Source organism: Streptomyces sp. NPDC012466, assembly GCF_042955215.1.
In the GTDB taxonomy this organism is placed as follows: Bacteria; Actinomycetota; Actinomycetes; order Streptomycetales; family Streptomycetaceae; genus Streptomyces.
In genome coordinates, this window is the sequence record NZ_JBIBEQ010000005.1 from 99,068 (window position 1) to 123,188 (window position 24,121).

The following is a 24,121-nucleotide window of genomic DNA, read 5'->3' on the forward strand; positions in this document are numbered from 1 at the left end:
GAGGCGATGTTCGCCCGGGACAGGGCCTCCCGGGGACTCGGGATCGAGCTGCTGGAGCAGGGCGAGGGGGCCGCCGCGCTCCGGATGACCGTGACCCCGGCGATGGTGAACGGGCACGGGATCGCCCACGGCGGCTACGTCTTCCTGCTCGCCGACAGCGCCTTCGCCTGCGCCTGCAACAGCCACGGCCCGGTGACCGTCGCGGCCGGCGCGGACATCACCTTCGTGTCCCCGGCGTACGAGGGCGACGAACTCGTGGCGCGGGCCGAGGAGCGCACCCGGTACGGGCGCAGTGGACTGTACGACGTGAGTGTCCGGCGCGGCGACGAGGTGATCGCGGAGTTCCGGGGCCGCAGCCGCACCATCAGGAACACGAGGCCGGAGGAGTCCTAGATGACCAGCGAGACGACGGCCTCCCGGGCCGCGGCGGCGAGCGGACGGCGGCGCGGCGAGCCCCTCCCCCACGACCTGCTCGACGACGGTGAGCGCCTGACACGCGAGCAGCTGCGGGAACTCCAGCTCGACCGCCTGCGCCGCAGCCTGCGGCACGCCTACGAGAACGTGGAGGCGTACCGGAAGAAGTTCGACGCGGCCGGGGTCACCCCCGACGACTGCCGTTCACTGGAGGACCTGTCCCGCTTCCCCTTCACCACCAAGGCGGACCTCAGGGACACCTACCCGTTCGGCATGTTCGCCGTCCCCATGGACCGGGTGCGGCGCGTGCACGCCTCCAGCGGCACCACCGGCCGCCCCACGGTGGTGGGCTACACGGAGAACGACCTGGCGATGTGGGCGGACCTCGTCGCCCGCTCGATCCGCGCCGCCGGCGGCCGCCCGGGCCACAAGGTGCACATCTCCTACGGGTACGGACTGTTCACCGGCGGCCTCGGCGCGCACTACGGCGCGGAGCGCGCCGGCTGTCTGGTGATCCCCGCCTCCGGGGGCATGACCGCGCGCCAGGTGCAGATCATCCAGGACTTCCGGCCCGAGATCATCATGGTCACCCCGTCCTACATGCTCACCCTGCTCGACGAGTTCGAGCGCCAGGGCCTCGACCCGCGCGACAGCGGTCTGCGGGTGGGCATCTTCGGGGCCGAGCCGTGGACGGAGGAGATGCGCCGCGAGATCGAGGAGCGGACGGGCATCCACGCCGTCGACATATACGGCCTGTCCGAGGTGATCGGTCCGGGTGTCGCCCAGGAGTGTGTGGAGACCAAGGACGGCCTGCACGTGTGGGAGGACCACTTCTACCCCGAGGTCGTCGACCCGATCACGGGTGAGGTGCTGCCCGAGGGCGAGGAGGGCGAACTGGTCTTCACCTCCCTGACCAAGGAGGCACTCCCGGTCGTCCGCTACCGCACCCGCGATCTGACCCGGCTGCTGCCCGGCACGGCCCGGCCCGCGTTCCGCCGCATCCAGAAGATCACCGGCCGCTGCGACGACATGATCATCCTGCGCGGGGTGAACGTCTTCCCCAGCCAGATCGAGGAGATCGTGCTGCGCACGCCCGGCGTCGCCCCGCACTTCCAGATCGAGCTGACCCGGCACGGCCGCCTGGACCACATGACCGTCCGCGTCGAGACCCGCCCCGGCACCGGTCCCGAACAGCGCGAGGCCGCGGCCGGGACGATCGCGAAGGCGGTCAAGGACGGCATCGGCATCACCGCCGACGTGACGATCGTCGAACCGGAGACCCTGGAGCGCTCCCTCGGCAAACTCCGCCGGGTCAAGGATCTGCGCGAGCCCTGACCCCGTGCGGCCGGCGCAGCCCTCATGAGCAGCACCTCGCCTCGCGCACCGGGGCGGGGTCGGCCGGGCCGGGTTCGCCCGCCCCGGGATCCTCCGCTTCCGCGGGGCGTACGGCCGGCTTGCGGATGAGGAGCAGGGCCGCGTCGTCGTGCAGCCGGCCGCCCACGTGGGCCAGCAGTTCGTCGTGGAGCGCGCCGACCGTGTGGGCCGGCTCGTGCGAGACGTGGCGCCTGAGGCCTTCGGCGAGGGGGTAGAAGGCGCGGCCGCCGTCACGGGCTTCGGTCACCCCGTCCGTGTAGAGCAGCAGTTGGTCGCCGTCGTCGAAGGGGAGCGTCTGGAGCCCCGGGGTGTGCCCGGTGAGGGCGCGCAGCCCGAGGGGCGGGGCGGGGTGGGTGGGCTCCACCGCGGTGATGCCGCCGGAGGCGCGGACCAGCAGTGGGGGCTGGTGCCCGCAGTTCACCACCTCCAGATGACCCGCCCCCGGGTATCCGGCGACCACGGCGGTGACGAAGTCGTCGCGGCCGAGGTTGCGCGCGAGGCTCCGCTCGATCCGGTCGACCACGGCCAGGAGATCGGCCTCGTCGTGGGCGGCCTCGCGGAAGACACCGAGCACCAGCGCCGCGGTCCCGACGGCGGGCAGCCCCTTGCCGCGCACGTCGCCCACGATCAGCCGCACGCCGTGCGGGGTGGGGATCAGCGCGTACAGGTCCCCGCCGATACGGGCCTCGGCCGCGGCGGCGCTGTAGCGGACGGCCGCCTGGAAGGGCCCGACCGTCGACGGCACGGGCTTGAGCAGCGCGTGCTGGGCGGTCTCCGCGACCGAGCGGACGGCGGCGAGCACCCGCTCCCGGCGCCCGCGCAGAGCGCTGGCCAGGACGCTCGCGAGGGTGACGGCGACCAGGGCCGAGAGGACGGCGGTCAGTTCCCGGCCCGGCGCCCCGTCCCGGACGCCGAGCGTCACGCCGAGCGCCACGGCGAGGGAGCCGACGCACAGGACGCCGCGCGGCCCGCTGGTCGTGGCCGCCAGGGCGGGCCCGGCCGCGAGCAGGGGCAGCCAGGTCATCCCGGCTCCCCCGGCGAGGTCGACGGACACGACGAAGGCGACGACCAGGACGACGAGGACGGGCAGGACGGGTGTACCGGCGGCCAGCCGTGCGACGGCGCGTCTGCGGGCCGAGGCCCCGGCACCGGCCATCCGGTTGCCGGACGGTCGTACCGGCCGGTCGTCGACGCCATGGTTGCGGGCTTGGCTCATGTCTGTGTCCGCAGTCCTCACCTGTGCGCGGGGCACGTCCCGGAAATGTCTGTTTCATCCAGAGAACGGGGTGAGACCGGCCACCGGCAAGGAGCGTATTTTCAGATAGTGAGCGAGAGGCTCCTGGTCACCCGGCTCGCGGTCGGGAGCAGCCGTTCCCGGATCTCCGGCAGCCGGGAGAGCCGGTTCGACGGAAGTGAGACACCGAGGGAGCCGAGCGTGTCCCCGCTGTAGACCGGGACGGCGACGCAGACCGTGCCGAGGGCGTACTCCTCCAGGTCCGTGACGGCCGGGGCCAGGGGCGGGGTCTCCAGCCGTCTGAGCAGCTCGGGGAGGCTGGTGATGGTCCGTGGGGTGAGATCGGCGAGGTGGTGGCGGGAGAGGTAGTCCTGGCGGGCATCCTCGTCCAGTTCCCGCAGGACGGCCTTGCCCAGTGCGGTGGCGTGCCCCGCGTCCTCGAACCCCACCCAGAGATCGACGCGGGGGGTGCCGGGCCCGTCGACGATCTCGGCGACCCGGATCTCGCCGTCCTCGTAGAAGGTGAGGTAGGCGGCGCTCGCGAGCTCGTCCCGCAGCGCGGCGAGGGTGGGCCGGACGCGGTTGAGCAGTGCCTGCGCGCGGCCCGTGGAGCGCAGGGTCTGGAGTTTGTCGCCGAGGACGAAGCCGCCGTCGTCCAGCTTCCGCACGTACCCGTCGTGCACCAGGGTGCGCAGCAGGTGGTAGGCGGTGGCCAGGGGCAGGCCCGTCTCGCGCGCCAGCTGCTTGGCCGGCGCGCCGTTCTCGTGCGCGCTCACCGCCTCCAGCAGCCGCATGGCCCGCTGGACGGAGTTGATGAGCGTAGGGCCGTCTCGCACACCCATGGGACCAGCGTGCGCCCGAGGCCCGGAGCGGGCAAGGCGGCCCGGTCGTGACGCCCGCTCCTTCGTCTTCGGCCTCGGCTCGGCCTGCGGCGGGGTCGGTCCGCCGGCAGGGCCTGTTGGGGCCGTGCACAGCCCGGCCCGGGCCCGCGAAGTGCCCGGCCTGCGCGCCCGCGCCGTCGACGACCCGACCGCCGCGACCGCCGGCCGGCACGCTGCCGACCCGCCTCGGTGTCACCGGCGGGGCCCGACGACATCGCCCTCGTCGTGATCCGCCGGTGAGGCCGGGACAGCCGTCGGCCGGGATGCCCGGAAGGGCGGAGAGTAGGCCGGAAGCGGACGAGGGCGGCGAAACGCCGCAGGGGTCCTTCTCGGCCCTCCCCATACCGGCGAACATGCCATGTCATGGACATCTTGCTTGTCGTCAGCGCGTTCAACAGCCTGTCCCAGCGTGTGTACGCCGAGCTGTCGGACGAAGGGCACCGGGTGGACGTCGTGCTCGCCTCGCACGGGCCCGACGCCGTCCGGGACGCCGTACGCGAGATGGGCCCGGAGCTGATCGTCGCCCCGATGCTGAAGTCGGCCCTGCCCGAGGACGTGTGGCGGGAGCACACCTGCCTGATCGTCCACCCGGGTCCACCCGGCGACCGGGGCCCGTCGTCGCTGGACTGGGCCATCGCCGAGGAGGCCTGCGAGTGGGGCGTGACGGTGCTCCAGGCCGAGGCGGCCATGGACGCGGGGGACGTGTGGGCGGACGGCTCCTTCCCCGTGCCGCCGGTGGGCAAGAGCGACCTGTACCGCAACGAGTTGTCGGACGCCGCCACGGCCGCCGTGCTGCTGGCCGTGCGGCGCTACGCCGACGGGTCGTACAAACCGCGCCCGCAGAACGAGCCCGGCGTCCACGTGATGTGGCGGGACTTCTTCCGCCAGGAGCAGCGGCGCATCGACTGGCATGACGACACGGCGACGGTGCTGCGCAAACTCCGCGGGGCCGACTCGCAGCCGGGCGTCCGGGACGAGATCTGCGGCCGGGAGGTGTTCCTGCACGGCGGGCACCCCGAGGACCGGCTGCGCGGGGAACCCGGGGAACTGCTCGCGACCCGGGCCGGCGCGGTCTGCCGGGCCACCCGGGACGGCGCGGTGTGGATCCCGGAGCTGCGCCCCCGCAAGAGCTCCGGTGACCCGGCACCGTTCCGCCGGCCGGCCGCCTCGGTGCTCGCCGGCTTCCCCGCCCCACCCGGCAGCGGCCCGGGCATGCCGGGTTCCCACGACCGCCCGTACTGGCTGCCCGAGATCGCCGCACCGCTCGAACTGCCCCCGGGCCGTACCACCTGGACCGACATCCGCTACCGGCAGCGCGGCCGGATCGGCTTCCTGTCCTTCTCGTTCCCGGGCGGGGCGATGAGCACCACCCACTGCCGCAGGCTGCTCGCCGCCTGGCGTTACGCGCTCACCCGCCCCACCTCGGTGCTGGTGCTCGGCGGCGCCCGCGACTTCTTCTCCAACGGCATCCACCTCAACGTCATCGAGGCGTCGAGCGACCCGGCGGGCGAGTCCTGGTCCAACCTCAACGCCATGAACGACCTGGTCGAGGCGGTGCTGCGCACCACCGACCGGCTGGTGGTGGCGGCGCTGGGCGGCAACGCGGCGGCCGGCGGCGTCATGCTCGCCCTGGCCGCCGACGAGGTCTGGTGCCGCACGGGCAGCGTCCTCAACCCGCACTACCGGAACATGGGCCTGCACGGGTCGGAGTACTGGACGTACTCGCTGCCCCGCCGGGTGGGCGCCGAGACGGCCGAGCGGCTGACGACCGAGGCGCGGCCGGTGAGCGCCGCGACCGCCGAGCGGATCGGACTGGTCGACCGCCTGCTGCCCGTCGCGTCCCAGGACTTCGCCGCCGAGGTCGAGCGCCTGGTCGCCGACCTGGCCGACGATCCCGATCTCCCGCGCCGGATCACCGCCAAGGCCACGGCACGCCACGCGGACGAGCTCCACCGGCCGCTCGCCGAGTACCGGCGGGCCGAACTCGCCCGTATGCGCGCCGTCTTCTTCGACCCCGAGGCGCCGTACCACGCGCTGCGGTCCGCGTTCGTCCGCAAGCTCCCGACCGGCTCCCCCAGGCCGCTGGCCGCCGGGCACGCGCGATGAGCACGCGGCTGCTCGTGGCGGGCGTCGGCAACATCTTCCTCGCCGACGACGCCTTCGGCCCCGAGGTGATCCGCGCCCTGGAACGACACCCGCTGCCGCCCGAGGTACGGGTGCGGGACTTCGGCATCCGCGGCATGGACCTGGCGTACGAGTTGCTCGACGGCTACGACACGGCCGTCCTAGTCGACGCCGCCGTACGGGGACACGAGCCGGGCACGCTGTCGCTGATCGAGCCGGACCTGCCCGACGGCTCCACGGCGGGCGCACCGCCCGAGGCGCACGGCATGGACCCGGCCAAGGTTCTCGCCCTGGCCGCCCACCTGGGCGACGAGCCGCTGCCTCGCGTCCTGGTCCTGGCCTGCGAACCCGAGCTGCGGGCACCGGCCGACGAGGACATCGCCCCGGGCATCAGCGCGACGGTGGGTGAGGCGGTCGGCCGGGCCGTCGCGGCCCTGCACACCATCGTGCCGGTGCTGCTCGCGGACCCGGCCGCGACGCCCCCGTTGAGCCGCCCGGACGAATCCGCCGCCCTGTCGTCGGCCGGGCTGCCCTGCACGGGAAGCGGAGACGCGGAGGATCGGTAGCGGAACGAGATGTCCCTACCGACCCGCGAGGAGCGGCGCCCATGTGCGATTCCGTGGACGAGGTCACTCAGGCCGTCCTGGCGAAGAACGACGATCTGGCCGCGGAGCTGCGTGAGGAGTTGACCCGGCGCGGAGCGAGCGTGGTCAACCTGCTGTCCAGCCCGGGCAGCGGCAAGACGGAACTGCTCGGAAGGGTGCTGGCCCGGGCCGTGGAGCGGAACCTTCCGGTGGCCGCGCTCACCGCCGACCTGGCCACCGAGAACGACGCCGACCGGCTGGCCCGTTCGGGAGCCCCGGTGAAGCAGCTGCTGACGGACGGGCTGTGCCATCTGGAAGCGCGGCAGCTGCGCGGCCATGTGGAGAGCTGGCTGCCCGAGGGCACCTCGCTGCTGTTCGTGGAGAACGTCGGCAATCTCGTCTGCCCCGCCTCCTACGACCTCGGCGAGAGCCTGCGGATCGTGCTCATGGCGGTGACGGAGGGCGAGGACAAACCGCTGAAGTACCCCACGGCCTTCGGGTCCGCCCATCTGGTGGTGCTGACCAAGACCGATCTGGCCGGGCCGGCCGGGTTCGACGAGGCGGCCTTCACGGCGAACGTCCAGCGGGTCAACCCCGGGGTGGAGGTCGTGCGGTCCTGCGCCCGCACCGGAGCCGGCGTCGACACCCTGCTGGAACGCGTGCTCGCCGTCCGGGACGGGGCGCCTGCGCACCGGCCGCCCCTGGCGCCCCGCCCGCACACCCACACGCACGAGGGCGCCGAAGCCGGCCTCGTCTCGTGACAGCGCCCGCCACCCGGGCGGTGCGCCGCCGCGTCACCGTGCGCGGCACCGTGCAGGGCGTGGGGTTCCGCCCCTTCGTGCACCGTCTGGCCACCGATCTCGCGCTCGCGGGCTTTGTGAGCAACACGGCGAGCGGCGTCCTCATCGAGGTGGAGGGCCCGCCGGACGGCGTCGCCGCCTTCTGCGACCGGCTGGCCAGGGAGCATCCGCCGCTGGCCGCCGTCACCGGTGTCGGGGTCGAGGACCTGCCCGTCACCGGGGGCGAGGGCTCTTTCGGCATCCGCACCACCGACCGCTCCCCCGGCAGCACCCTGCTCCCGCCCGACACGGCGACCTGCGCGGACTGCCTGCGGGAACTGGGTGATCCGGCCGACCGCCGGCACCGGCACCCGTTCGTCACCTGCACCCACTGCGGGCCCCGCTTCACCATCGCCACGGGCATGCCGTACGACCGTGCCGTCACGACCATGTCCCGCTTCCCGATGTGCGGCGAGTGCGCCCGGGAGTACGGCGACCCCCTCGACCGGCGCTTCCACGCCCAGCCCGTGGCCTGCCCCGGCTGCGGCCCCCGGCTGCGCCTGGTGCCGGCGTCCGGGAGCGAGGTCCGCCCCGCCCGGGATGCCGAGGCCCTGGCATCGGCGCGGGCGCTGCTGGCCGCCGGGCGGATCGTCGCCGTCAAGGGCCTCGGCGGCTATCACCTGGCCTGCGACGCCGGCCAGGCACAGTCCGTGGACACGCTGCGGGCCCGCAAGGCGCGCGGCGGCAAACCGTTCGCGGTGATGTGCGCGGACCTCGACGAAGTACGCCGGATCGCCGAGCTCTCCGCGTCCGAACTGGCTGCCCTCACCAGCCCCCGGCGCCCCATCGTCCTGCTGCGCCGGCGCTCGCAGACCGACGGTCCGGCACCCGGCGTCTGCCCCGGCAGCCCGCACCTCGGGGTGATGCTGCCCTACACACCCGTGCACACCCTGCTGTTCGGCCTGCCCGGTGATCCGCCCGGCCCGCGCGTGCTGGTCATGACCAGCGGCAACCGCTCCGGGGAGCCGATCGTCACGGACGACGACGAGGCGCTGACCCGGCTCGCGGGGCTGGCCGACGCCTGGCTCGCCCACGACCGGCCCATCGCCTCGCCCTGCGACGACTCCCTGCTGCGGGTACGGCCCGACGGCACCGAGCAGGTGCTGCGCCGGTCCCGCGGATATGTGCCCCGGCCGCTGCGGCTGCCGGTCCCGGTGCGGCCGGCCCTCGCCGTGGGCGGTGATCTGAAGAACGCCCTGTGCATCGGCGAGGGCGACCACGCCTGGTTCGGACCGCACATCGGCGACATGGGCGACCTGGCCACCCTGGAGGCTGCCCGGCGGGCGGAGGCACACCTGCGCGGCCTGACCGGCGTGCACCCCGAGCTGGTCGCCGCCGACCGGCACCCGGGCTACCACTCGGCCCGCTGGGCCGCCCGACGGGCCGGGCAGGCCCCCGTGCTCGTCCAGCACCACCACGCGCACATCGCCTCCGCCATGGCCGAACACGGCCTCGACGGCACCACCCCCGTGATCGGCGTCGCCTTCGACGGCACGGGATACGGCGACGACGGCACCGTCTGGGGCGGCGAGATCCTGCTCGCCGGCTACACCGGCTTCCGCCGTTATGCCCGCCTCTCCCCCGCCCCGCTGCCGGGCGGTGACGCCGGCGTGGCCAACCCGTGCCGCCTGGCTCTGGCCCGGCTGTGGGCGGCGGGGCTGCCGTGGGACGCGGACCTGCCGTGCGTGACAGCCTGCGCACCCGACGAACGGGCCGTGCTCGAACGGCAGTTGGCGGGCGGCCTGGCCTGCGTGCCGACCTCCAGCATGGGCCGGCTCTTCGACGCCGTGTCGTCGCTCGCCGGCGTGTGCCATCGCGCGGGGTACGAGGCGCAGGCCGCACTGGAGCTGGAGGCGGCGGCCGCTTCGGCGTGGGGCGCCGACGCGTCGGCATACACCTTCGCCGACGGGCTCGACCCGGCGCCCGTGCTCAGCGCGCTGGTCACCGACCTGCGGCGCGGCACCCCGGCCGCCGTGCTCGCGGCCCGGTTCCACCGGGCCGTGGCGCGGGCGGTGGCGGGGATCTGCCGGCGGGCGCGTCAGGACACCGGCCTGGCCACCGTCGCTCTCAGCGGCGGGGTGTTCGCCAACGCGCTGCTGGAGGAGGAGTGCGCGCGGCTGCTGACCGACGACGGCTTCGCGGTGCTCCGCCACGGCGAAGTCCCGCCCAACGACGGCGGGCTGGCCCTCGGCCAGCTGGTGGTCGCGGCGCACCTACGACAGGAGGAGTGACCCATGTGTTTGGCAGTGCCCGGCAAGGTCGTGGCCATCGACGACAGTTCCGACCCGCTCACCGGGCTGATCGACTTCGGCGGCGTCCAGAAACAGGCGTGCCTGGAGTACGTGTCCGATGTGCGGGTGGGTGAGTACGTCATCGTGCACGTCGGATTCGCGCTCCAGCGCCTGGACGAGGAGTCGGCTCTGGCCTCCCTGAAGCTGTTCGAGGAACTGGGGCTGCTGGAGGAGGAGTTCGGGGACGCCTGGGAGCAGGCGTCCCAGGAGGCGGGCGGTGCCGCGGTGGCGGAGGCCCAGGACAGCGGAAGTGAGACCCGGTGAAGTACATCGACGAGTTCAACGACCCCGGACTGGCGCGGCGCCTGCTGGACGAGATCCGCGCCACCGCCACCCGGCCGTGGGCCCTGATGGAGGTGTGCGGGGGGCAGACCCACTCGATCATCCGTCATGGCATCGATCAACTGCTGCCGGAGCAGGTCGAGTTGATCCACGGGCCCGGCTGCCCTGTCTGTGTCACCCCGCTGGAGGTCATCGACAGGGCGCTGGAGATCGCCTCGCGGCCCGGGGTGATCTTCTGCTCCTTCGGCGACATGCTCCGGGTGCCGGGCACCGACCGCGACCTGTTCCGGGTCAAGGGCGAAGGCGGTGACGTGCGGGTGGTGTACTCGCCGCTCGACGCCCTGGAGCTGGCCCGCCGCAACCCGGACCGGGAGGTGGTGTTCTTCGCGATCGGCTTCGAGACCACCGCCCCGGCCAACGCGATGGCGGTGCACCAGGCGCGCCGGCTGGGCCTGAACAACTTCAGCCTGCTGGTGTCGCATGTGCGGGTGCCCCCGGCCGTCGAGGCGATCATGACGGCACCCGAGTGCCGGGTGCAGGGCTTCCTCGCCGCCGGGCACGTGTGCAGCGTGATGGGAATGGCCGAGTACCCGGAGCTGGCCGAGCGATTCCGGGTGCCGATGGTGGTGACCGGCTTCGAGCCGCTGGACATCCTGGAGGGCATCCGCCGGGCGGTGCGCCAGCTGGAGCGCGGTGAGCACCGGGCGGAGAACGCCTACCCGCGTGCCGTGCGCGAGGAGGGCAACCCGGCCGCGGTGCGCATGATCGAGGAGGTGTTCGAGGTCACCGACCGGTCCTGGCGCGGCATCGGGCCGATCCCGGCGAGCGGCTGGCGCCTGACCGACGCCTTCCGGGCGTACGACGCGGAGCACCGCTTCGACGTCGGCGGGATCCGTACCGAGGAGCCCGCCGAGTGCCGTGCCGGCGAGGTGCTCCAGGGCCTGATCAAGCCGACCGAGTGCGGCGCGTTCGGCACCACCTGCACGCCGCGTACCCCGCTCGGCGCCACCATGGTCTCCAGCGAGGGCGCCTGCGCGGCCTATTACCTCTACCGCCGGATGAACGCCGCGGCGCCGCAGACCGGCACCGCCGCATCGCAGGAGGTGGCTCCCGTTGCCTGAACGACTCGCCGATGTGGTCGACCCGGCCAACTGGACCTGCCCCGCCCCGCTGCGCGACCAGGGAGTCGTGGTCATGGGGCACGGCGGAGGGGGTGCGCTGTCGGCGGAGCTGATGGAGCAGATCTTCACCCCTGCCTACGGCAACGCCACCCTGGCCGGCCTCGCCGACTCCGCCGTCCTGGAACTGGGCGGCGCGCGGCTGGCCTTCTCCACCGACTCCTATGTGGTCCGGCCGCTGTTCTTCCCCGGCGGCAGCCTCGGCGATCTCGCGGTCAACGGCACCGTGAACGACCTCGCGATGAGCGGTGCCGTGCCCGCGTACCTCTCCGCCGCCTTCGTGCTGGAGGAGGGCGTGGAGCTGACGGTCGTCGAGCGGATCGCGCGCTCCATGGGGGCGGCGGCCGAGGCGGCCGGGGTCACCATCGCGACGGGTGACACCAAGGTGGTGGAGTCCGGGCACGGCGACGGGGTGTACGTCACCACCGCCGGGGTGGGTCTCGTTCCCGGTGGGGTGGACATCCGGCCCCAGCGTGCCCGCCCCGGCGACGTGGTGATCGTCAGCGGCCCGATCGGGCTGCACGGCGTGGCGATCATGAGCGTCCGGGAGGGGCTGGAGTTCGGGGTGGAGGTCGCCAGCGACACCGCGCCGCTGGCGGATCTGGTGGCGGCGATGCTGGCCGTCACCGCGGACGTCCATGTGCTGCGCGACCCCACCAGGGGCGGCCTGGGCGCGTCCCTCAACGAGATCGCCCGTGCCTCCGGGACCGGTGTCCGGCTTCAGGAGCGGGCCATCCCGGTGCCGGACGCGGTGGCGAACGCCTGCGGGTTCCTCGGGCTCGATCCGCTCTACGTCGCCAACGAGGGGCGGCTGGTCGCGTTCGTGCCCCCGTCGGAGGCGGAGGCGGTGCTGGCGGCGATGCGGGCCCATCCCCGGGGTGCCGGGGCCACGGTGATCGGCGAGTGTGTCGCCGAGCACCCCGGGATGGTGGTGGTCGCCACCGGTCTCGGCGGGACGCGGGTGGTGGACCTGCCGCTCGGGGAGCAGCTGCCGCGCATCTGCTGACCGGAGAACGACAGACAGGCAAGGGGCCCCGCCGACGCACCGGCGGGGCCCCTTGCCTGTCTTTTCCTCTATGCCGTCAGCGGCTCGATCCCCGCGATCTCCAGTTCCCGGCCGCTGCGCAGATCGTTGGAGGGCTGGTCGCAGCGCGGGCACCAGAAGAACGGGGGCATGCCCACCGAGAACTCCTCGGCACACGGGCCGCACCAGGCCTGCGCGGGGATCTGCTCCACGACGAGGTGTGCCCCCGCGAGGGTGGTGCCGTCGCGGGCCACCTCGAAGGCGAAACCGAGGGCGTCCGGTACGACGCCCGACAGCTCGCCGACCCGGACGGTCACCTTCGAGACGGCGTCCGTCCCGTCCGCCCGGGCCAGCGCGTCGGCCCGCTCGATGATCGCGGTCGCGATCGACAGTTCGTGCACGGCAGGCTCACGGGTAGCGGTGACCGGCGCGGAAACCGCCGGCCATCCGCCAGATCCGCACCTCGCGCCTCAGGCTGGGCCACTCCCAGCACAGCATGGCCAGGGCCACACCGCCCACCAGGACGGCCTCGGCCTTCAGCACCCGCTGTCCGTTCATCCCGGACCGCCTGCGCGCGACCGGTCTGCGTACTCGTTTCATGTGCGGTGACTCCCTGATCGTTCTCATCACGGTGCTCATCCCGGCGAGATGTTCGGCATGCTCTCGGCGAGGGCGTCATGCCGCTTCCAGTGGATCCCCGTGGAGCGGCGCGCGTCGGCGGTGCCGTCCTCGTGGTGTCCCTTCTGCCGCTCGCGCGGCCCCTGGTTGCCCTGGTGCATGCCGGCGACGTGCCGGGGCGTGTCGGGCTTCGCCTGGGGCCTGCCCACTCTGATGCTGCCCATGGGGGTGCTCTCCTTCCTCGCCTCCGGTCTGCGGAGTGCGTGGTCATGACCGCTCGGTGAGGTCCTCGAAGAACTGCTCGAGGGCCGGCCAGATCCGGCCGCCGCCGGACAGGCCGCGCCACTCCCGGCGTACGACGGCGACCATCCGGTAGCAGTCGTCGATCGGCACGATCCAGTGGTGGTCGAGGCCGTGGACGGTGTTCACCAGCAGAGCCTCCACCTCGGGTTCCACGGTCGCGAGCTGCGGAACCGTGCCGGACAGCTTCTGCCAGGCGGCCGCTTCCACCTCCCACCGCATGGCCCCCGCCGGGCTCGGGCCCTCGGCGGTGACGGAGCCGTCCGCCCGGGGCACGAAGAAGACCAGGCCGACCGGTACGCCCAGCACGGCCGTGTCGACCTCGGGCAGCCGGACCCGGCGCCGGGGCACGAGCCGGTACTGGCCGTCCCCCGCCGCCGCGTCGGCGAACAGCACCGAGCAGGGGCCGCAGACGCAGCGCACCTCCTCCTGCCCGGTGTCGTACAGGTGGGCGTGTTCCTCGGCGACCGGCGCGGCGCACAGGTCGCACACCTCCGTCCCGGCCGTCGCGGTGCGGTCGGCCGAGGAGCGGATGAGGCGGGCCAGCGCCCCGTCGGTGGTCACGGTGCGCCCCGGTGCGTCAGCGTGGTCAGCGGGACGAACGCGGGGGCCGTCTCGGTCACGGGCTCCACCGCCGTCAGCTCCGGTGCCACGGCGAGCACCGCCGCGCGGACCGCGTCGGTGACCTCGGAGCCGCCCCCGCCGCAGCCGGACCCGCAGCCGCCGCCCGTCGTCAGACGCACTCGGGCGACCTGCCCTTCCACTCCGGCCCACTCCACGTCGCCGCCGCGCTCCTGTACGGCCGGCCGCAGACGTTCGACCGCGCGGGCCGCCCGGCGTTCGGCGGGCTCGGGATGGATGTCGTGCAGCACCATCAGGTGCGCCAGCAGTTCGTCCTCGGCGAGGCTCTCGGCCAGTTGCTCGTCCGCGTGGTCCAGGACACGGGCCAGTGCCTCGCCGTAGACCTCGGTCAGCAGGGCCACCGCCTCGGTCGCCGAGCGTGTCGTGGGGCCGGGCGCGGACTCGATGCCCTCCAGCAGCTCGTCCAGCCGGCCGAGCCGGGCCTCGACGTCCGGGTCCGCCAGCCGTGCGCCGGCGGCCTCAGCCATGGTTCGCCCCGTACGTCGGCGAGTGCAGGGTGGTCAGCGTCTTGCCCTTGCCGACGTACATGTGCACACCGCACGGCAGACAGGGGTCGAAGCTGCGGACGGTGCGCATGATGTCGACGCCCTTGAAGTCGTCCGGCCCGTTCTCCTCGAAGATGGGCTGGCCCTGGACGGCGTCCTCGTACGGCCCCGGGGTGCCGTACATGTCGCGGGGGCTGGCGTTCCACGGGGTGGGCGGGTACGGGTGGTAGTTGGCGATCTTCTTGTCCTTGATCACCAGGTGGTGGGAGAGAACGCCCCGCACCGCCTCGTGGAAGCCGCAGCCGATCGCCTCGTCGGGCACCTCGTAGTTCTCGAAGACCTTGGTCTCGCCCGCGCGGACCATGCCCATGGCCTCTTCGATGAACTGCAGGGCCATGGCGGCCGCGTACGCGACGAAGTACGGCCGGGCGCGGTCGCGTTCGATGGTGTTGCTCCACCGCGGGATGCGCCATTCCAGGGTGGTCTCCGGCAGGGACTCGCCCTTGGGCAGGGAGATGCGCACGCTGTGGCCGGTGGACTTGACGTACGGGGTGTCGACCAGGCCGCTCAGCGCGGTCGACCACAGGCGGGCGAGGGGGCCGCCGCCGGTGTCGAGGGCGAGGTGGTCGCCGGTGCGCTGGTCGAACCAGCGGGGGCTCATCACCCAGCTGTACTTGTCGTCGAAGTCGCGCTTCTGCGGCACCGGGACGGTGGTCTGGTTCCACGGGTGGCGCATGTCGACGGGGTTGCCGAGCGGGTCGTGGGTGACGAAGGGGTCCTCGTTGACCCAGTCCTCGTAGTACGAGCTGCCGAGCATGATGCGCAGGCCGAGGTTGATGTCGACGAGGTTGTTGGTGACCAGTTCGCCGTCGACGATGATGCCCGGGGTGACGTACATGGCCTTGCCCCAGGTGTTCATCGACTCGTAGCGGTAGTCGACGACCTTGGGGTCCTGGAAGGCGCCCCAGCAGCCCAGCAGGACGCGGCGGCGGCCGACCTCCTCGTAGCCGGGCAGCGCCTCGTAGAAGAAGTCGAAGACGTCGTCGTTCATGGCGACGGCCTTCTTCACGAAGTCGATGACCCGCATGAGGCGGCTGAGGTAGTCGGTGAAGACGGTCGGCTGCGGCATCGTGCCGACGCCGCCCGGGTACAGCGTGGAGGGGTGGACGTGCCGCCCCTCCATCAGGCAGAACATCTCGCGGGTGACCCGGCTGACCTTCAGGGCCTCTTTGTAGACCTCGCCCTCGAAGGGGTTGAAGGCCTTCATGATGTCGGCGATCGTGCGGTAGCCGTGGATCTCGCCGCGGGGCGCCTGGGTGCGTTCGGCGCGGGCCAGGACACCGGGGTTGGTGGCCTTGACCATCGCCTCGCAGAAGTCCACGAAGACCAGGTTGTCCTGGAAGATCGTGTGGTCGAACATGTACTCGGCTGCCTCGCCGAGGTTGACGATGTGCTCGGCCAGCGGGGGCGGCTTGACGCCGTAGGCCATCTGCTGGGCGTAGTCGGAACAGGTGGTGTGGTTGTCGCCGCAGATGCCGCAGATCCGGGACGTGATGAAGCCGGCGTCGCGCGGGTCCTTGCCCTTCATGAACACCGAGTAGCCGCGGAACAGCGACGAGGTGCTGTGGCATTCGACGACTTCCCGGTTGGCGAAGTCGATCTTCGTGTAGATGCCCAGGTTCCCGATGATCCGCGTGATCGGATCCCAGGACATGTCCACGAGCTGTGGCGGTTTGCGGTCCGTGGGCCGGGCCTCGGTGGTGGTCATCTGCGGTACTGCCCCTCGCTGTCGGTGGTGTGTGGGTTCTCGGGCTGCGTCCGGTGACGCTTCATCAGGGGCGCCAGTGCGGGTCGTAACCGCTGGTCAGCTTGCGCTTGTTGTGGCGCCACCTGGGCTCGTGGTTGACCAGCTCGTTGGTCACGCCGCGCAGCCGGCGGATGACGGCTCCGTACGGCTTGACGACGAGCGACGACAGGGTGCTGCCCGGAGGCTCGTCCATGAACGGCATGAACGCGTCGGGGAAGCCGGGCATCGTGCAGCCGATGCAGATGCCGCCGACGTTGGGGCAGCCGCCGATGCCGGCCATCCAGCCGCGCTTGGGCACGTTGCAGTTGACGACCGGGCCCCAGCAGCCTGTCTTGACCAGGCACTTGGGCGAGTTGTAGTCCTTGGCGAAGTTGGCCTGCTCGTAGTACGAGCCGCGGTCGCAGCCCTCGTGGACCGTCTTCCCGAACAGCCACTGCGGGCGCAGCATGTGGTCCAGCGGTGGCGGGGGCGCGGAGCCGGCCGCGTGATACAGGACCCAGATCAGGGTCTCCATGAAGTTCTCGGGCTGGATCGGGCAGCCGGGCACGTTGACGACCGGCAGACCGGCCTGGGAGGTGTAGTCCCAGCCCAGGTAGTCGGCCAGGCCCATGCAGCCCGTCGGGTTGCCGGACATGGCGTGGATGCCGCCGAAGGTGGCGCAGGTGCCGGCGGCGACCACCGCCCAGGCCTTGGGGGCCAGTTGGTCGATCCACCAGTTGAGGGTCTGCGGCTCGCCGGTCTCCGGGTCGTTGCCGAAGGACGTCCAGTAGCCGTCGCCCTCGATGATGTTCTGGTTGGGGATCGAGCCCTCGATGACGAGGATGAACGGGCCCAGTTCGCCGCGTACGGCCGCCCGGTAGGGCGCGAGGAAGTCCTCGCCGCCCAGGCTGGGCGAGAGCACCTTGTTGACCAGGTTCACCTTCGGCAGGCCCGGGATCAGCCCGAGCACGAGGTCCTCGATGGAGGGCTGGTCGGCTGCGGTGAGCGAGACGGTGTCGCCGTCGCAGCTCATGCCCTCGGAGATCCAGAGGATGTGGATCTCGTCCATGCCCTGCCGGTCCTCGGACCGGTCGGGTTCCTTGCTGACTTCGGTGGTGCTGCTGTGGGTGGTCATGTCACTCGGCCTCCGCTGCGGGGGTCTCGGAGTCGGTCGTGGGCCGCGCCGGAGCTGCGGCGGGAGCCGGTGCCGACGGCTCGTCCGGGTCTCCGGCGGGCTCGAGGGGTTCGAGCTCGTCGGGCCGGAAGTAGTGGAAGCGGCCGTACCAGTTGTTCAGTTCGGCGGCCGGGTCGTCGTCGAGGGTGACGGCGAGGTGCACACTGCCGTCGACGTCGTGGAAGACGGCGGCGACCTCGGCGGTCCGCCCGGCCAGGAACATGTCCTGGGCGTCGGCACCGCGTCCCCGGGGGCGGAGCCGTACGCGGCTGCCGCCGGCCAGGGGGACACCGTCGACGAGCACGGTGTCGCTGGTCGGGGAGAGACCGTCATCGGCGCCCTCCTGCCACCAGGCGGGACGGTCGGCGGGCGCCTCGGGGGTGACCGGTGCCGGGGAAGCGACGGTGCCCTGCGGCCGGTCGGCCGGGGTCGTGGAGGCGGCCGGAGTCAGGGAGCGGACCGCGCCGTGCAGGCGTTCGAAGACCTCCTGCGGCATGGTGTCGACCCGGTCGAGGATCGCCGCCGCCCGGGGGTCGGTGGCCCGCGCCTCGCGCTTCTCCTCATCGGTCAGCAGCATCGTGCGCAGGGTGAGGATCTCGTCGATCTCCGCCGCGTCGTGCAGGTCGCCCGGGCTCTCGGGGGCGACCTGGGGATGGTCGGGCAGGATGATCGGCGCGGACAGCACGACGCGGCCGGCGTCCCCCGCCTCACCGCCGAGGACGGGGAAGGTGAACTCGTTGCGGCACGCGCGCGCGAGTGCTTGCAGGTCCGTCGGCGGGTCGATCAGCGAGACGAACTCCACTCCCACGCCCCCGATGAGGGTGTGGGTGGCGATGAGGGCCCGGCGCAGCGCCTGGTCCCGCGCGGTGTTCGCCGGCGGGGCGGGCGCGGTGTTCGTGGTCCGTACGCGGATCCGGCAGACGCCGTCGGAGAGCCGCTCGGCGGTGACGGTGGTCTCGGCCCGGATCTCCTCGCGGCCGCGCACCACCCGCCCGGCGCCTTCCGCCAGCGGCTCGACGTCCTCACCTGCCACGGCGCCCACCGCGACGGTGCGTCCGTCTCGCAGGAGTTCGTCGAGCGGGATCTCGACCTCGCACTCGCGCGGCAGGGCCTCGTCGAAGGTCAGGTGCACCGTGCCGTCGCCGGTGTGCAGCGACTCGACGGGCCCGCGGCCGGCTTCCTCCACCTGCTTGCGCTGCATCTGGAGGTAGCGAACCCGCACGCGTACGCGGGCGCTGTCCGGTTCACGGACCCGCAGCAGGCACTCGGTCTGCTGGTACCAGGAGTCGGCGGAGCCGGAGACACCGGGGCTGACGGGACCGTCCGCCTCCACCCAGTCCCGGGGGAACAGCACGCCGAACTGCCAGCGGACGCGGTTCTTGGCGGAGGAGCGGCGGTAGGGGTAGAGGAGGTAACCCTCGTAGAGGACGGCGTCGGCGACGGCGCTGAGCTGCTCGAAGGCGCCCGGGGCCAGGCCCCCGCCGCCCTGCGTGGCAGCGCTCTTGCTGCCGTCCTCGGCCAGTACCTCCGCCATCGCGCCTCCTCGTCCCTGGGTGCACACGCATCCCTTCCACCACGGTCACACCGCTCATCCACGCTCGCCTCCTCCGGCGCAGCGGGATTGGGCCGTTCGGGGTGGTCGAGGGGCAGCCGACAGGGGGACGCGGGACGAGGAGCACGGCGACGGGCCCGTCGGCGCCGAGGCGCGACGGGCCCGTGTCGGTGGTGGAGGGATCAGCGCTGCCCGTGGGCGAGCCTGCGTGCCAGCAGCGGGACGATGACCGCGGCGGCGACCACGTGGGACACGGCCAGGACGATCCGGGTGGACGTGGCGGTGTGCGGGGCGACGGCCGGGCCGGCGAGGGACAGTGCGGTGAGCGCGACGGTGGTCACCGTGAAGGTGCGGGCGGGCCGCTCGGCCCAGCGGGCGAGTGCGACCGCGAGGACGATTCCCGCGACCGACCAGAACACCACTCCGCCGAAGAAGCCGCCGACCGGGATCTCCGCGGCCTCCGTGGCGCCCGGACTCGCCGCCTCCATCGGGACACCGGCGGCCCGCGTGACGAGCGCGAAGGCCTCCGTCACGACGGCTCCGGCGAGGGTCGCCACCAAGCCGACCAGCCATACGGGGCGCGTGGCGAGGAAGCCGGAGGTGCTCCGGGAGCCGGTCCGCGTGGTCCGGGTCAGACGCGTCGTCGCACTCATGTCACTGTCTCCTGGCGGGTGTTGGGGCGCGGTGGGGCTTACGGAGAGGCAGACGGCGCGGCACGGCGGAACTCATCGGTGACCCGAGGGCGTTTTCACGGGGCCGGTGGTTCATCCGGATGGCACACGTCACCCGCACGAACCGGCGTGTCACGGGAAGGCGTTACCTCATGGACCAGCCGACACATCACCCCCGCCCCACCACGAGCCCGGCCGTCACGACCCTGGCCGACCCGCTGGTCAACAAGGGCACCGCCTTCAGCCGACGCGAACGCGTGGAACTGGGACTCGACGGGCTGCTGCCGCCCGCCGTGGAAACCCTGGACGAGCAGGTCGCCCGCGCCTACGAGGCGTTCCACGGCTACGACAAACCCCTGAACCGGCACATCTACCTGCGGCAGCTCCAGGACACCAACGAGGTGCTCTTCTACCGTCTGGTCACCGAGTACCTGGAGGAGCTGCTGCCCGTCGTCTACACGCCGACGGTCGGTAAGGCCTGCCGGCGGTTCAGCGAGATCTACCGCCGGCCGCGCGGGCTCTTCCTGTCCTGGGAGGACCGGCACCGCTTCCGTGACATCCTGCGCAACCGCCCGCACCGGGACCACGAGGTGGACGTCATCGTCGTCACCGACGGGCAGCGCATTCTCGGCCTGGGCGACCAGGGCGTCGGCGGCATGGGCATCCCGATCGGCAAGCTCAGCCTCTACACGGCGATCGGCGGCATCCACCCCGCCCGCACCCTGCCGATCCTGCTGGACGTCGGCACCGACAACGAGAGCCTCCTCGACAATCCCCGCTACCTGGGCCGTCGCGCCCGGCGGCTGACCGGCGCCGAGTACGACGAGATGATCGAGGCGTTCGTCTCTGCGGTCGAGGCGGAGCTCCCCGGGACACTGCTGCAGTGGGAGGACTTCGCCACCGCCCACGCCCACCCGATCCTCTCCCGCTACCGCGACCGGCTGCTCACGTTCAACGACGACATCCAAGGCACCGCGGCCGTCACGCTCGGTGCCCTGTCCACCGCGGCGAACGTGGCCGGCACCCCCCTGCCCGAGCAGCGCGTGGTGATCCTGGGCGCGGGATCGGCCGCCATCGGCGTCGCCGACATGATCCGTACGGCCATGATCGACGAGGGCCTCCCGGAGGACGAGGCCACGGCACGGTTCTGGATCCTCGACGTCGACGGCCTGCTGGTGTCCTCACGCTCCGAACTGTCCCCGCAGCAGCGGATGTTCGCTCGTGACGACAGCGAGGTGGCCGACTGGGACGGCACCGGCCTCGCCGAAGTGGTGCGCCGCGTCGAGCCGACGGCGCTGATCGGGCTGTCGACGGCGCACGGCGCGTTCACCGAGGACATCGTGCGGCAGATGGCCTCGACCTGCGAACGGCCTGTCGTCTTCCCGCTCTCCAACCCCACCTCGCACTCCGAGGCCGAGCCCGCGGACCTCACCCGCTGGACCGACGGCCGGGCGCTGATCGCCACCGGCTCGCCCTTCCCGCCGCTGACGGTCGACGGGCACGAGGTGCCGGTGGCGCAGTCGAACAACGTGTACGTCTTCCCGGCCATGGGCCTCGCGGTGACCGCGAGCCGGGCCACACGTGTCACCGACCGCATGCTCGTGGCCGCCGCCCGGGCCGTCGCGCGGTGCGCGGTCCGGGCGGCGGACGGAGAGGACGGCCCCGTGCCGCTGCTGCCACCCCTGACCGGCATGCGGGAATCCGCCCGCGAGATCGCCCTGGCCGCGGCCCTCGCCGCCGTCGAGGACGGAGTGGCTCCCAAGGCCACGGAGGAGGAGCTGCGCAAGGCCGTCGCCCGGGCGCAGTGGACGCCGCTCTACGAGGACTAGCAGCGTCTGCCGGCCCTCCGGGGACGCACTGTCCCACCCAGCCCGACGGTCGCCCCCGGAGGCGTCGGCGCCATGGACCAGCAGCGGCCCCGGGTGCAGGGGGCCACGACCGCCTCCGCCCGGGCCGGGTTCCTCGTCAGGCACGTCCGAGACGGCGCGACCGCCCCCGATGCCTCGGTGTGTCGGCGTCTCCGTGACCCGCGTCCCTCACCCGACCCGGATGCCCACGATGCAGGTGTCGTCGTCGGTGTCCGACTTGCTGTAGGTGAGGAGGCGGTCCAGCTGCTGGTCCAGGGTGCTGGGCGCCGCGCGGGCGGTGGTCAGGAGGTGGGTCAGGGACTCCTCCACCGGCCGGTCGCGGCGTTCGACCAAGCCGTCCGTGTACATCAACAGGGTGTCCTGAGGCTCCAGTTCAAGCTCGGTCTCCTCGTACACGGCCTCCGGGACGGCACCCAGCAGCAGGCCCTTGACCAGGGGCAGAGGAGCCGCCTCGGTGTCCCGGACGAGCACGGGCGGCAGGTGTCCCGCCCGGGCCCAGCGCAGCGTCCGCCGGGCCGGGTCGTACAGCCCGCACACCGCGGTCGCGGTGACGGCGCCCGTCAGATGGTGCGCCACGATGTTGAGCCACGACAGCAACTGGCCCGGCCCGGCGCCGGTCACCGCCAGGCCGCGCAGCGCGTTGCGCAGGACGACCATGCTGGTGGCGGCCTCGATGCCGTGGCCGGCCACGTCGCCCACGCAGAGCAGCACCTTCCGGGACGGCAGGACGACGGCGTCGTACCAGTCGCCGCCCACGAGTTGTTCGGTCTCCGCGGGCCGGTAGCGGACGGCCACCTGGAGCCCGGACACCTGCAACGGTGCCTGCGTGGGAGGCATGATGGCGTGCTGCAACTGCAAGGTCAGCCGATTGCGTTCGGTGGCCTGCTGCTCGGTGTGGGCCAGCTGGTCGCGGGTGGCGGCGAGCGCCACCTCGGTCCAGTGCTGGGACGAGATGTCCTGGTAGGCGCCGCGGATCAGGAGCAGCCGGTCGTCGGTGTCGAGCACGGGTTCGGCGACGATCCGGATGTGGCGGGTCACCCCGTCCGGCCGCTGCAGCCTGAAGGCCGCGGCCGCCGGCCGCCGGTGGTGCAGCAGCGTGCGCAGGAAGCGGCGGATGGAGACGCCGTCGTCCGGGTGGGCGTGGGCCGGCAGCTCTTCCAGGGCCACCGGGGTGCTCGTCTCCGGACGGCCGTAGAGGTCGAAGAGCTGTCCGTTCCAGGTGATCTCACCGGTGAGCACGTTCTCCTCGAACCCGCCGATGCGGCCGAGCCGCTGGGCGTGCTGGAGCAGGCTCGCAAGGCGCGCCGTCTCGTCCTCGATACGCCAGATGAGGAGTACGGACATCCCGTGACGGCTGATGCTGATGTCCGCCACCGCCGAGAGGGGGACCTGGTCGACGAGGGCGGTGAGGTTCATCCGGCGGGCCCGGAAGGGCTCACCGGTGGCATAGACCCGCTCGACGCGCTGGAACAACTCGCTGTCCCCGGCGGCCATCGGGTAGGCCTCCAGGAGCAGCGCGCCGCTCACGACCGCCCGCGGCCTGCCCGCGGGGTCCAGGAACCGGCTGTTCACGTGCTGGATGCGGAAGTCCACCAGGTGGCCGTCGCCGTCCAGGTGCGGCACCAGTACGAGGGCGGGGTCGTGCAGCCCGTCGGCCAGGTCCATCAGCTCGGCGGCGTCCGGCAGGACGCGCGGCTCCTGGGCGGCCCCCTGGTGCGGCGTGTACATCTCCAGGGTGTGGGCGCACAGTTCGGCCAGCGCCTCCACCTGGCGGACGATCTGCGGAGGCTGCGGCTCCAGCGGGGCCGGCCAGGCGATCTCCAGGACGCCGTGGATGCGCCCTCCGGTGCCGGCGGGCAGGGCGACCCGGCCGCCGTCCGGGTGGTGGTGCAGGCCGATGCTGGGCAGTCCGGTCGCGCCGAGCGTGCTGATCCACTGCCCTTCGCGCTCGATGAGGCCCCGCCGGGCCACGGTCACCACGTCCGGCGGGACGTAGCGCCAGCGTGCGGCCTCGGCCGGTGAGAACCCGGCGCTGCCTGCCAGGGTGAGCGAACCGTCGGAGCCCACGGCCCAGATGGCCACCGCCACCGCGCCGAGCGGGCGCAGCGCCTGTTCCAGCAGAGCGTCGGCCACGGCCTGGGTGTCGTCCGCGGCCAGCACGCCGCTCTCGGCCGCGCGCAGGCGTACGGCGGCCGACTCGCTCTCGGCCTCGTCGGCGGCCTTGGTGGCGGCGAGGAAGGCGTCCGTCACCTCGGACATCCGGTCCCGGGCGGCCTGGTTGATGACGTCGACGGCGAACTCCAGGGGCGTGACCTGGGCTTGCTCCGCCAACTGGGTGAGCTGCCGGGCGGCCTGGGCCGGGCCGCACTTCAGCCGCTCGACCAGGACGCCCTTGGCGAGCTCGATCAGGGCGCGTCCTTCGGCCTCCGCCTGGGCGGCCCGCACCTCCCGGCTGAGCCGCTCCACGGTGGCGGCGAGCCGGCCCACCGGGGAGGCGGAGGAGAGCTCGTCGAGGTCGGCGAGCGGGTCGCCGGGGGACGCCGACTGCCCCTCCGAAGCGCCCGACGGCCCGTCGGGAGGCAGCACCCCCTCGTCGGCGGCCTTCGACGCGCCGCCGGTGGTCAGGGGCGACGCGTCGGACGGCACCGACGACGGAGAAGACTCCGGACCGGTGGCCGAGTCGCGCTTCGGCTCACGGTCCTGACCCGGTTCGCGCGGCTGCTCGGACATGCTCACGGTGTGGATGCTCCTCGACTGGAGCGCCCTGAGGCGCGGAACGACAGGCGCTGCGGGGCGCCCG

At 72.9% G+C, this 24,121-nt stretch carries 22 protein-coding genes; 10 read left to right on the forward strand and 12 right to left on the reverse strand.

Features of this window, described 5'->3' with window-relative positions; translation table 11 throughout:
• The first annotated feature begins 6 nt into the window (after window positions 1-6).
• Both paaI and paaK read left to right on the forward strand, forming a co-directional pair.
• Window positions 7-393: a hydroxyphenylacetyl-CoA thioesterase PaaI gene (paaI, locus tag ACFY9E_RS19555; protein ID WP_390986589.1), complete on the forward strand. Its 387-nt coding sequence runs from the start codon at window positions 7-9 to the stop codon at window positions 391-393.
• Window positions 394-1,749 (forward strand): phenylacetate--CoA ligase PaaK, encoded by a 1,356-nt coding sequence (gene paaK, locus ACFY9E_RS19560; protein WP_390985381.1) that lies wholly within the window; start codon window positions 394-396, stop codon window positions 1,747-1,749.
• A gap of 22 nt (window positions 1,750-1,771) precedes the next feature.
• On the opposite strand, the gene ACFY9E_RS19565 is transcribed toward paaK, so the two are convergent.
• Together ACFY9E_RS19565 and ACFY9E_RS19570 are read right to left on the reverse strand one after the other, a co-directional pair.
• Window positions 1,772-3,004 carry a SpoIIE family protein phosphatase gene (locus tag ACFY9E_RS19565; RefSeq protein ID WP_390985383.1) on the reverse strand — a complete coding sequence of 411 codons (1,233 nt, stop codon included), beginning with the start codon at window positions 3,002-3,004 and terminating at the stop codon, window positions 1,772-1,774.
• 101 nt (window positions 3,005-3,105) lie between these two features.
• A complete protein-coding gene (locus ACFY9E_RS19570; protein WP_390985386.1) occupies window positions 3,106-3,864 on the reverse strand; it encodes an IclR family transcriptional regulator C-terminal domain-containing protein in 759 nt (252 codons plus the stop codon).
• Between the two features lie 402 nt (window positions 3,865-4,266).
• On the opposite strand from ACFY9E_RS19570, the gene ACFY9E_RS19575 reads away from it, so the two are divergent.
• From ACFY9E_RS19575 to hypE, 7 genes are read left to right on the forward strand one after another with little or no spacing between them, the layout of a single operon-like run.
• The gene (locus ACFY9E_RS19575; RefSeq protein ID WP_390985388.1) at window positions 4,267-6,009 is read left to right on the forward strand and encodes an enoyl-CoA hydratase-related protein; all 1,743 of its coding nucleotides are present in this window, start codon (window positions 4,267-4,269) and stop codon (window positions 6,007-6,009) included.
• Window positions 6,006-6,593 carry a hydrogenase maturation protease gene (locus ACFY9E_RS19580; RefSeq protein WP_390985390.1) on the forward strand — a complete coding sequence of 196 codons (588 nt, stop codon included), beginning with the start codon at window positions 6,006-6,008 and terminating at the stop codon, window positions 6,591-6,593. Before ACFY9E_RS19575 ends, ACFY9E_RS19580 begins: the two co-directional genes overlap by 4 nt.
• A 41-nt stretch (window positions 6,594-6,634) precedes the next feature.
• Complete coding sequence (gene hypB / locus ACFY9E_RS19585) at window positions 6,635-7,372, forward strand: hydrogenase nickel incorporation protein HypB (protein WP_390985391.1); 738 nt, start codon at window positions 6,635-6,637, stop codon at window positions 7,370-7,372.
• A complete protein-coding gene (gene hypF, locus ACFY9E_RS19590; protein ID WP_390985393.1) occupies window positions 7,369-9,681 on the forward strand; it encodes a carbamoyltransferase HypF in 2,313 nt (770 codons plus the stop codon). The genes hypB and hypF overlap by 4 nt, the downstream gene beginning before the upstream one ends.
• Window positions 9,682-9,684: 3 nt before the next feature.
• The gene (locus ACFY9E_RS19595; RefSeq protein WP_390985395.1) at window positions 9,685-10,005 is read left to right on the forward strand and encodes a HypC/HybG/HupF family hydrogenase formation chaperone; all 321 of its coding nucleotides are present in this window, start codon (window positions 9,685-9,687) and stop codon (window positions 10,003-10,005) included.
• Complete coding sequence (hypD, locus tag ACFY9E_RS19600) at window positions 10,002-11,144, forward strand: hydrogenase formation protein HypD (RefSeq protein WP_390985398.1); 1,143 nt, start codon at window positions 10,002-10,004, stop codon at window positions 11,142-11,144. The genes ACFY9E_RS19595 and hypD overlap by 4 nt, the downstream gene beginning before the upstream one ends.
• Window positions 11,137-12,207, forward strand: coding sequence for a hydrogenase expression/formation protein HypE (gene hypE / locus ACFY9E_RS19605; RefSeq protein ID WP_390985401.1), 1,071 nt, complete (start codon window positions 11,137-11,139; stop codon window positions 12,205-12,207). The genes hypD and hypE overlap by 8 nt, the downstream gene beginning before the upstream one ends.
• A 68-nt stretch (window positions 12,208-12,275) precedes the next feature.
• On the opposite strand, the gene hypA is transcribed toward hypE, so the two are convergent.
• The 9 genes from hypA to ACFY9E_RS19650 form a co-directional block, all read right to left on the reverse strand.
• Entirely contained in the window at window positions 12,276-12,626 is a 351-nt protein-coding gene (gene hypA / locus ACFY9E_RS19610) for a hydrogenase maturation nickel metallochaperone HypA (protein ID WP_390985403.1), read from the reverse strand.
• Between the two features lie 7 nt (window positions 12,627-12,633).
• Window positions 12,634-12,825, reverse strand: coding sequence for a hypothetical protein (locus tag ACFY9E_RS19615; RefSeq protein ID WP_390985405.1), 192 nt, complete (start codon window positions 12,823-12,825; stop codon window positions 12,634-12,636).
• A gap of 35 nt (window positions 12,826-12,860) precedes the next feature.
• Window positions 12,861-13,067, reverse strand: coding sequence for a hypothetical protein (locus ACFY9E_RS19620; protein ID WP_390985407.1), 207 nt, complete (start codon window positions 13,065-13,067; stop codon window positions 12,861-12,863).
• A gap of 43 nt (window positions 13,068-13,110) precedes the next feature.
• Window positions 13,111-13,707 carry a DUF5947 family protein gene (locus ACFY9E_RS19625; RefSeq protein ID WP_390985410.1) on the reverse strand — a complete coding sequence of 199 codons (597 nt, stop codon included), beginning with the start codon at window positions 13,705-13,707 and terminating at the stop codon, window positions 13,111-13,113.
• Window positions 13,704-14,252 (reverse strand): NifU family protein, encoded by a 549-nt coding sequence (locus ACFY9E_RS19630; protein WP_390985412.1) that lies wholly within the window; start codon window positions 14,250-14,252, stop codon window positions 13,704-13,706. The genes ACFY9E_RS19625 and ACFY9E_RS19630 overlap by 4 nt, the downstream gene beginning before the upstream one ends.
• Window positions 14,245-16,038, reverse strand: a complete 1,794-nt coding sequence (locus tag ACFY9E_RS19635) for a nickel-dependent hydrogenase large subunit (RefSeq protein ID WP_390985415.1) — start codon at window positions 16,036-16,038, stop codon at window positions 14,245-14,247. Before ACFY9E_RS19635 ends, ACFY9E_RS19630 begins: the two co-directional genes overlap by 8 nt.
• Window positions 16,039-16,102: 64 nt before the next feature.
• Complete coding sequence (locus ACFY9E_RS19640; RefSeq protein ID WP_390985417.1) at window positions 16,103-17,191, reverse strand: hydrogenase expression protein HypE; 1,089 nt, start codon at window positions 17,189-17,191, stop codon at window positions 16,103-16,105.
• 1 nt (window position 17,192) lies between these two features.
• Window positions 17,193-18,764, reverse strand: a complete 1,572-nt coding sequence (locus ACFY9E_RS19645) for a hypothetical protein (RefSeq protein WP_390985420.1) — start codon at window positions 18,762-18,764, stop codon at window positions 17,193-17,195.
• Between the two features lie 200 nt (window positions 18,765-18,964).
• A complete protein-coding gene (locus tag ACFY9E_RS19650) occupies window positions 18,965-19,435 on the reverse strand; it encodes a DUF6069 family protein (protein ID WP_390985423.1) in 471 nt (156 codons plus the stop codon).
• 170 nt (window positions 19,436-19,605) lie between these two features.
• On the opposite strand from ACFY9E_RS19650, the gene ACFY9E_RS19655 reads away from it, so the two are divergent.
• Window positions 19,606-21,282 carry an oxaloacetate-decarboxylating malate dehydrogenase gene (locus tag ACFY9E_RS19655; protein ID WP_390985425.1) on the forward strand — a complete coding sequence of 559 codons (1,677 nt, stop codon included), beginning with the start codon at window positions 19,606-19,608 and terminating at the stop codon, window positions 21,280-21,282.
• Window positions 21,283-21,489: 207 nt separating this feature from the next.
• Here ACFY9E_RS19655 and ACFY9E_RS19660 read toward each other — a convergent pair whose 3' ends face one another.
• Window positions 21,490-24,051, reverse strand: coding sequence for a SpoIIE family protein phosphatase (locus ACFY9E_RS19660; RefSeq protein ID WP_390986592.1), 2,562 nt, complete (start codon window positions 24,049-24,051; stop codon window positions 21,490-21,492).
• Window positions 24,052-24,121 lie beyond the last annotated feature (70 nt).

What these genes read in the sequence shown, in the direction of transcription:
- paaI (WP_390986589.1), top strand. Translation starts at nt 7, where the DNA reads ATGTTCGCCCGGGACAGGGCCTCCCGGGGACTCGGGATCGAGCTGCTG.
- paaK (WP_390985381.1), top strand. Translation starts at nt 394, where the DNA reads ATGACCAGCGAGACGACGGCCTCCCGGGCCGCGGCGGCGAGCGGACGG.
- ACFY9E_RS19565 (WP_390985383.1), bottom strand. Translation starts at nt 3,004, where the DNA reads ATGAGCCAAGCCCGCAACCATGGCGTCGACGACCGGCCGGTACGACCG.
- ACFY9E_RS19570 (WP_390985386.1), bottom strand. Translation starts at nt 3,864, where the DNA reads ATGGGTGTGCGAGACGGCCCTACGCTCATCAACTCCGTCCAGCGGGCC.
- ACFY9E_RS19575 (WP_390985388.1), top strand. Translation starts at nt 4,267, where the DNA reads ATGGACATCTTGCTTGTCGTCAGCGCGTTCAACAGCCTGTCCCAGCGT.
- ACFY9E_RS19580 (WP_390985390.1), top strand. Translation starts at nt 6,006, where the DNA reads ATGAGCACGCGGCTGCTCGTGGCGGGCGTCGGCAACATCTTCCTCGCC.
- hypB (WP_390985391.1), top strand. Translation starts at nt 6,635, where the DNA reads ATGTGCGATTCCGTGGACGAGGTCACTCAGGCCGTCCTGGCGAAGAAC.
- ACFY9E_RS19595 (WP_390985395.1), top strand. Translation starts at nt 9,685, where the DNA reads ATGTGTTTGGCAGTGCCCGGCAAGGTCGTGGCCATCGACGACAGTTCC.
- ACFY9E_RS19615 (WP_390985405.1), bottom strand. Translation starts at nt 12,825, where the DNA reads ATGAAACGAGTACGCAGACCGGTCGCGCGCAGGCGGTCCGGGATGAAC.
- ACFY9E_RS19620 (WP_390985407.1), bottom strand. Translation starts at nt 13,067, where the DNA reads ATGGGCAGCATCAGAGTGGGCAGGCCCCAGGCGAAGCCCGACACGCCC.
- ACFY9E_RS19630 (WP_390985412.1), bottom strand. Translation starts at nt 14,252, where the DNA reads ATGGCTGAGGCCGCCGGCGCACGGCTGGCGGACCCGGACGTCGAGGCC.
- ACFY9E_RS19635 (WP_390985415.1), bottom strand. Translation starts at nt 16,038, where the DNA reads ATGACCACCACCGAGGCCCGGCCCACGGACCGCAAACCGCCACAGCTC.
- ACFY9E_RS19640 (WP_390985417.1), bottom strand. Translation starts at nt 17,191, where the DNA reads ATGACCACCCACAGCAGCACCACCGAAGTCAGCAAGGAACCCGACCGG.
- ACFY9E_RS19645 (WP_390985420.1), bottom strand. Translation starts at nt 18,764, where the DNA reads ATGGCGGAGGTACTGGCCGAGGACGGCAGCAAGAGCGCTGCCACGCAG.
- ACFY9E_RS19650 (WP_390985423.1), bottom strand. Translation starts at nt 19,435, where the DNA reads ATGAGTGCGACGACGCGTCTGACCCGGACCACGCGGACCGGCTCCCGG.
- ACFY9E_RS19655 (WP_390985425.1), top strand. Translation starts at nt 19,606, where the DNA reads ATGGACCAGCCGACACATCACCCCCGCCCCACCACGAGCCCGGCCGTC.
- ACFY9E_RS19660 (WP_390986592.1), bottom strand. Translation starts at nt 24,051, where the DNA reads ATGTCCGAGCAGCCGCGCGAACCGGGTCAGGACCGTGAGCCGAAGCGC.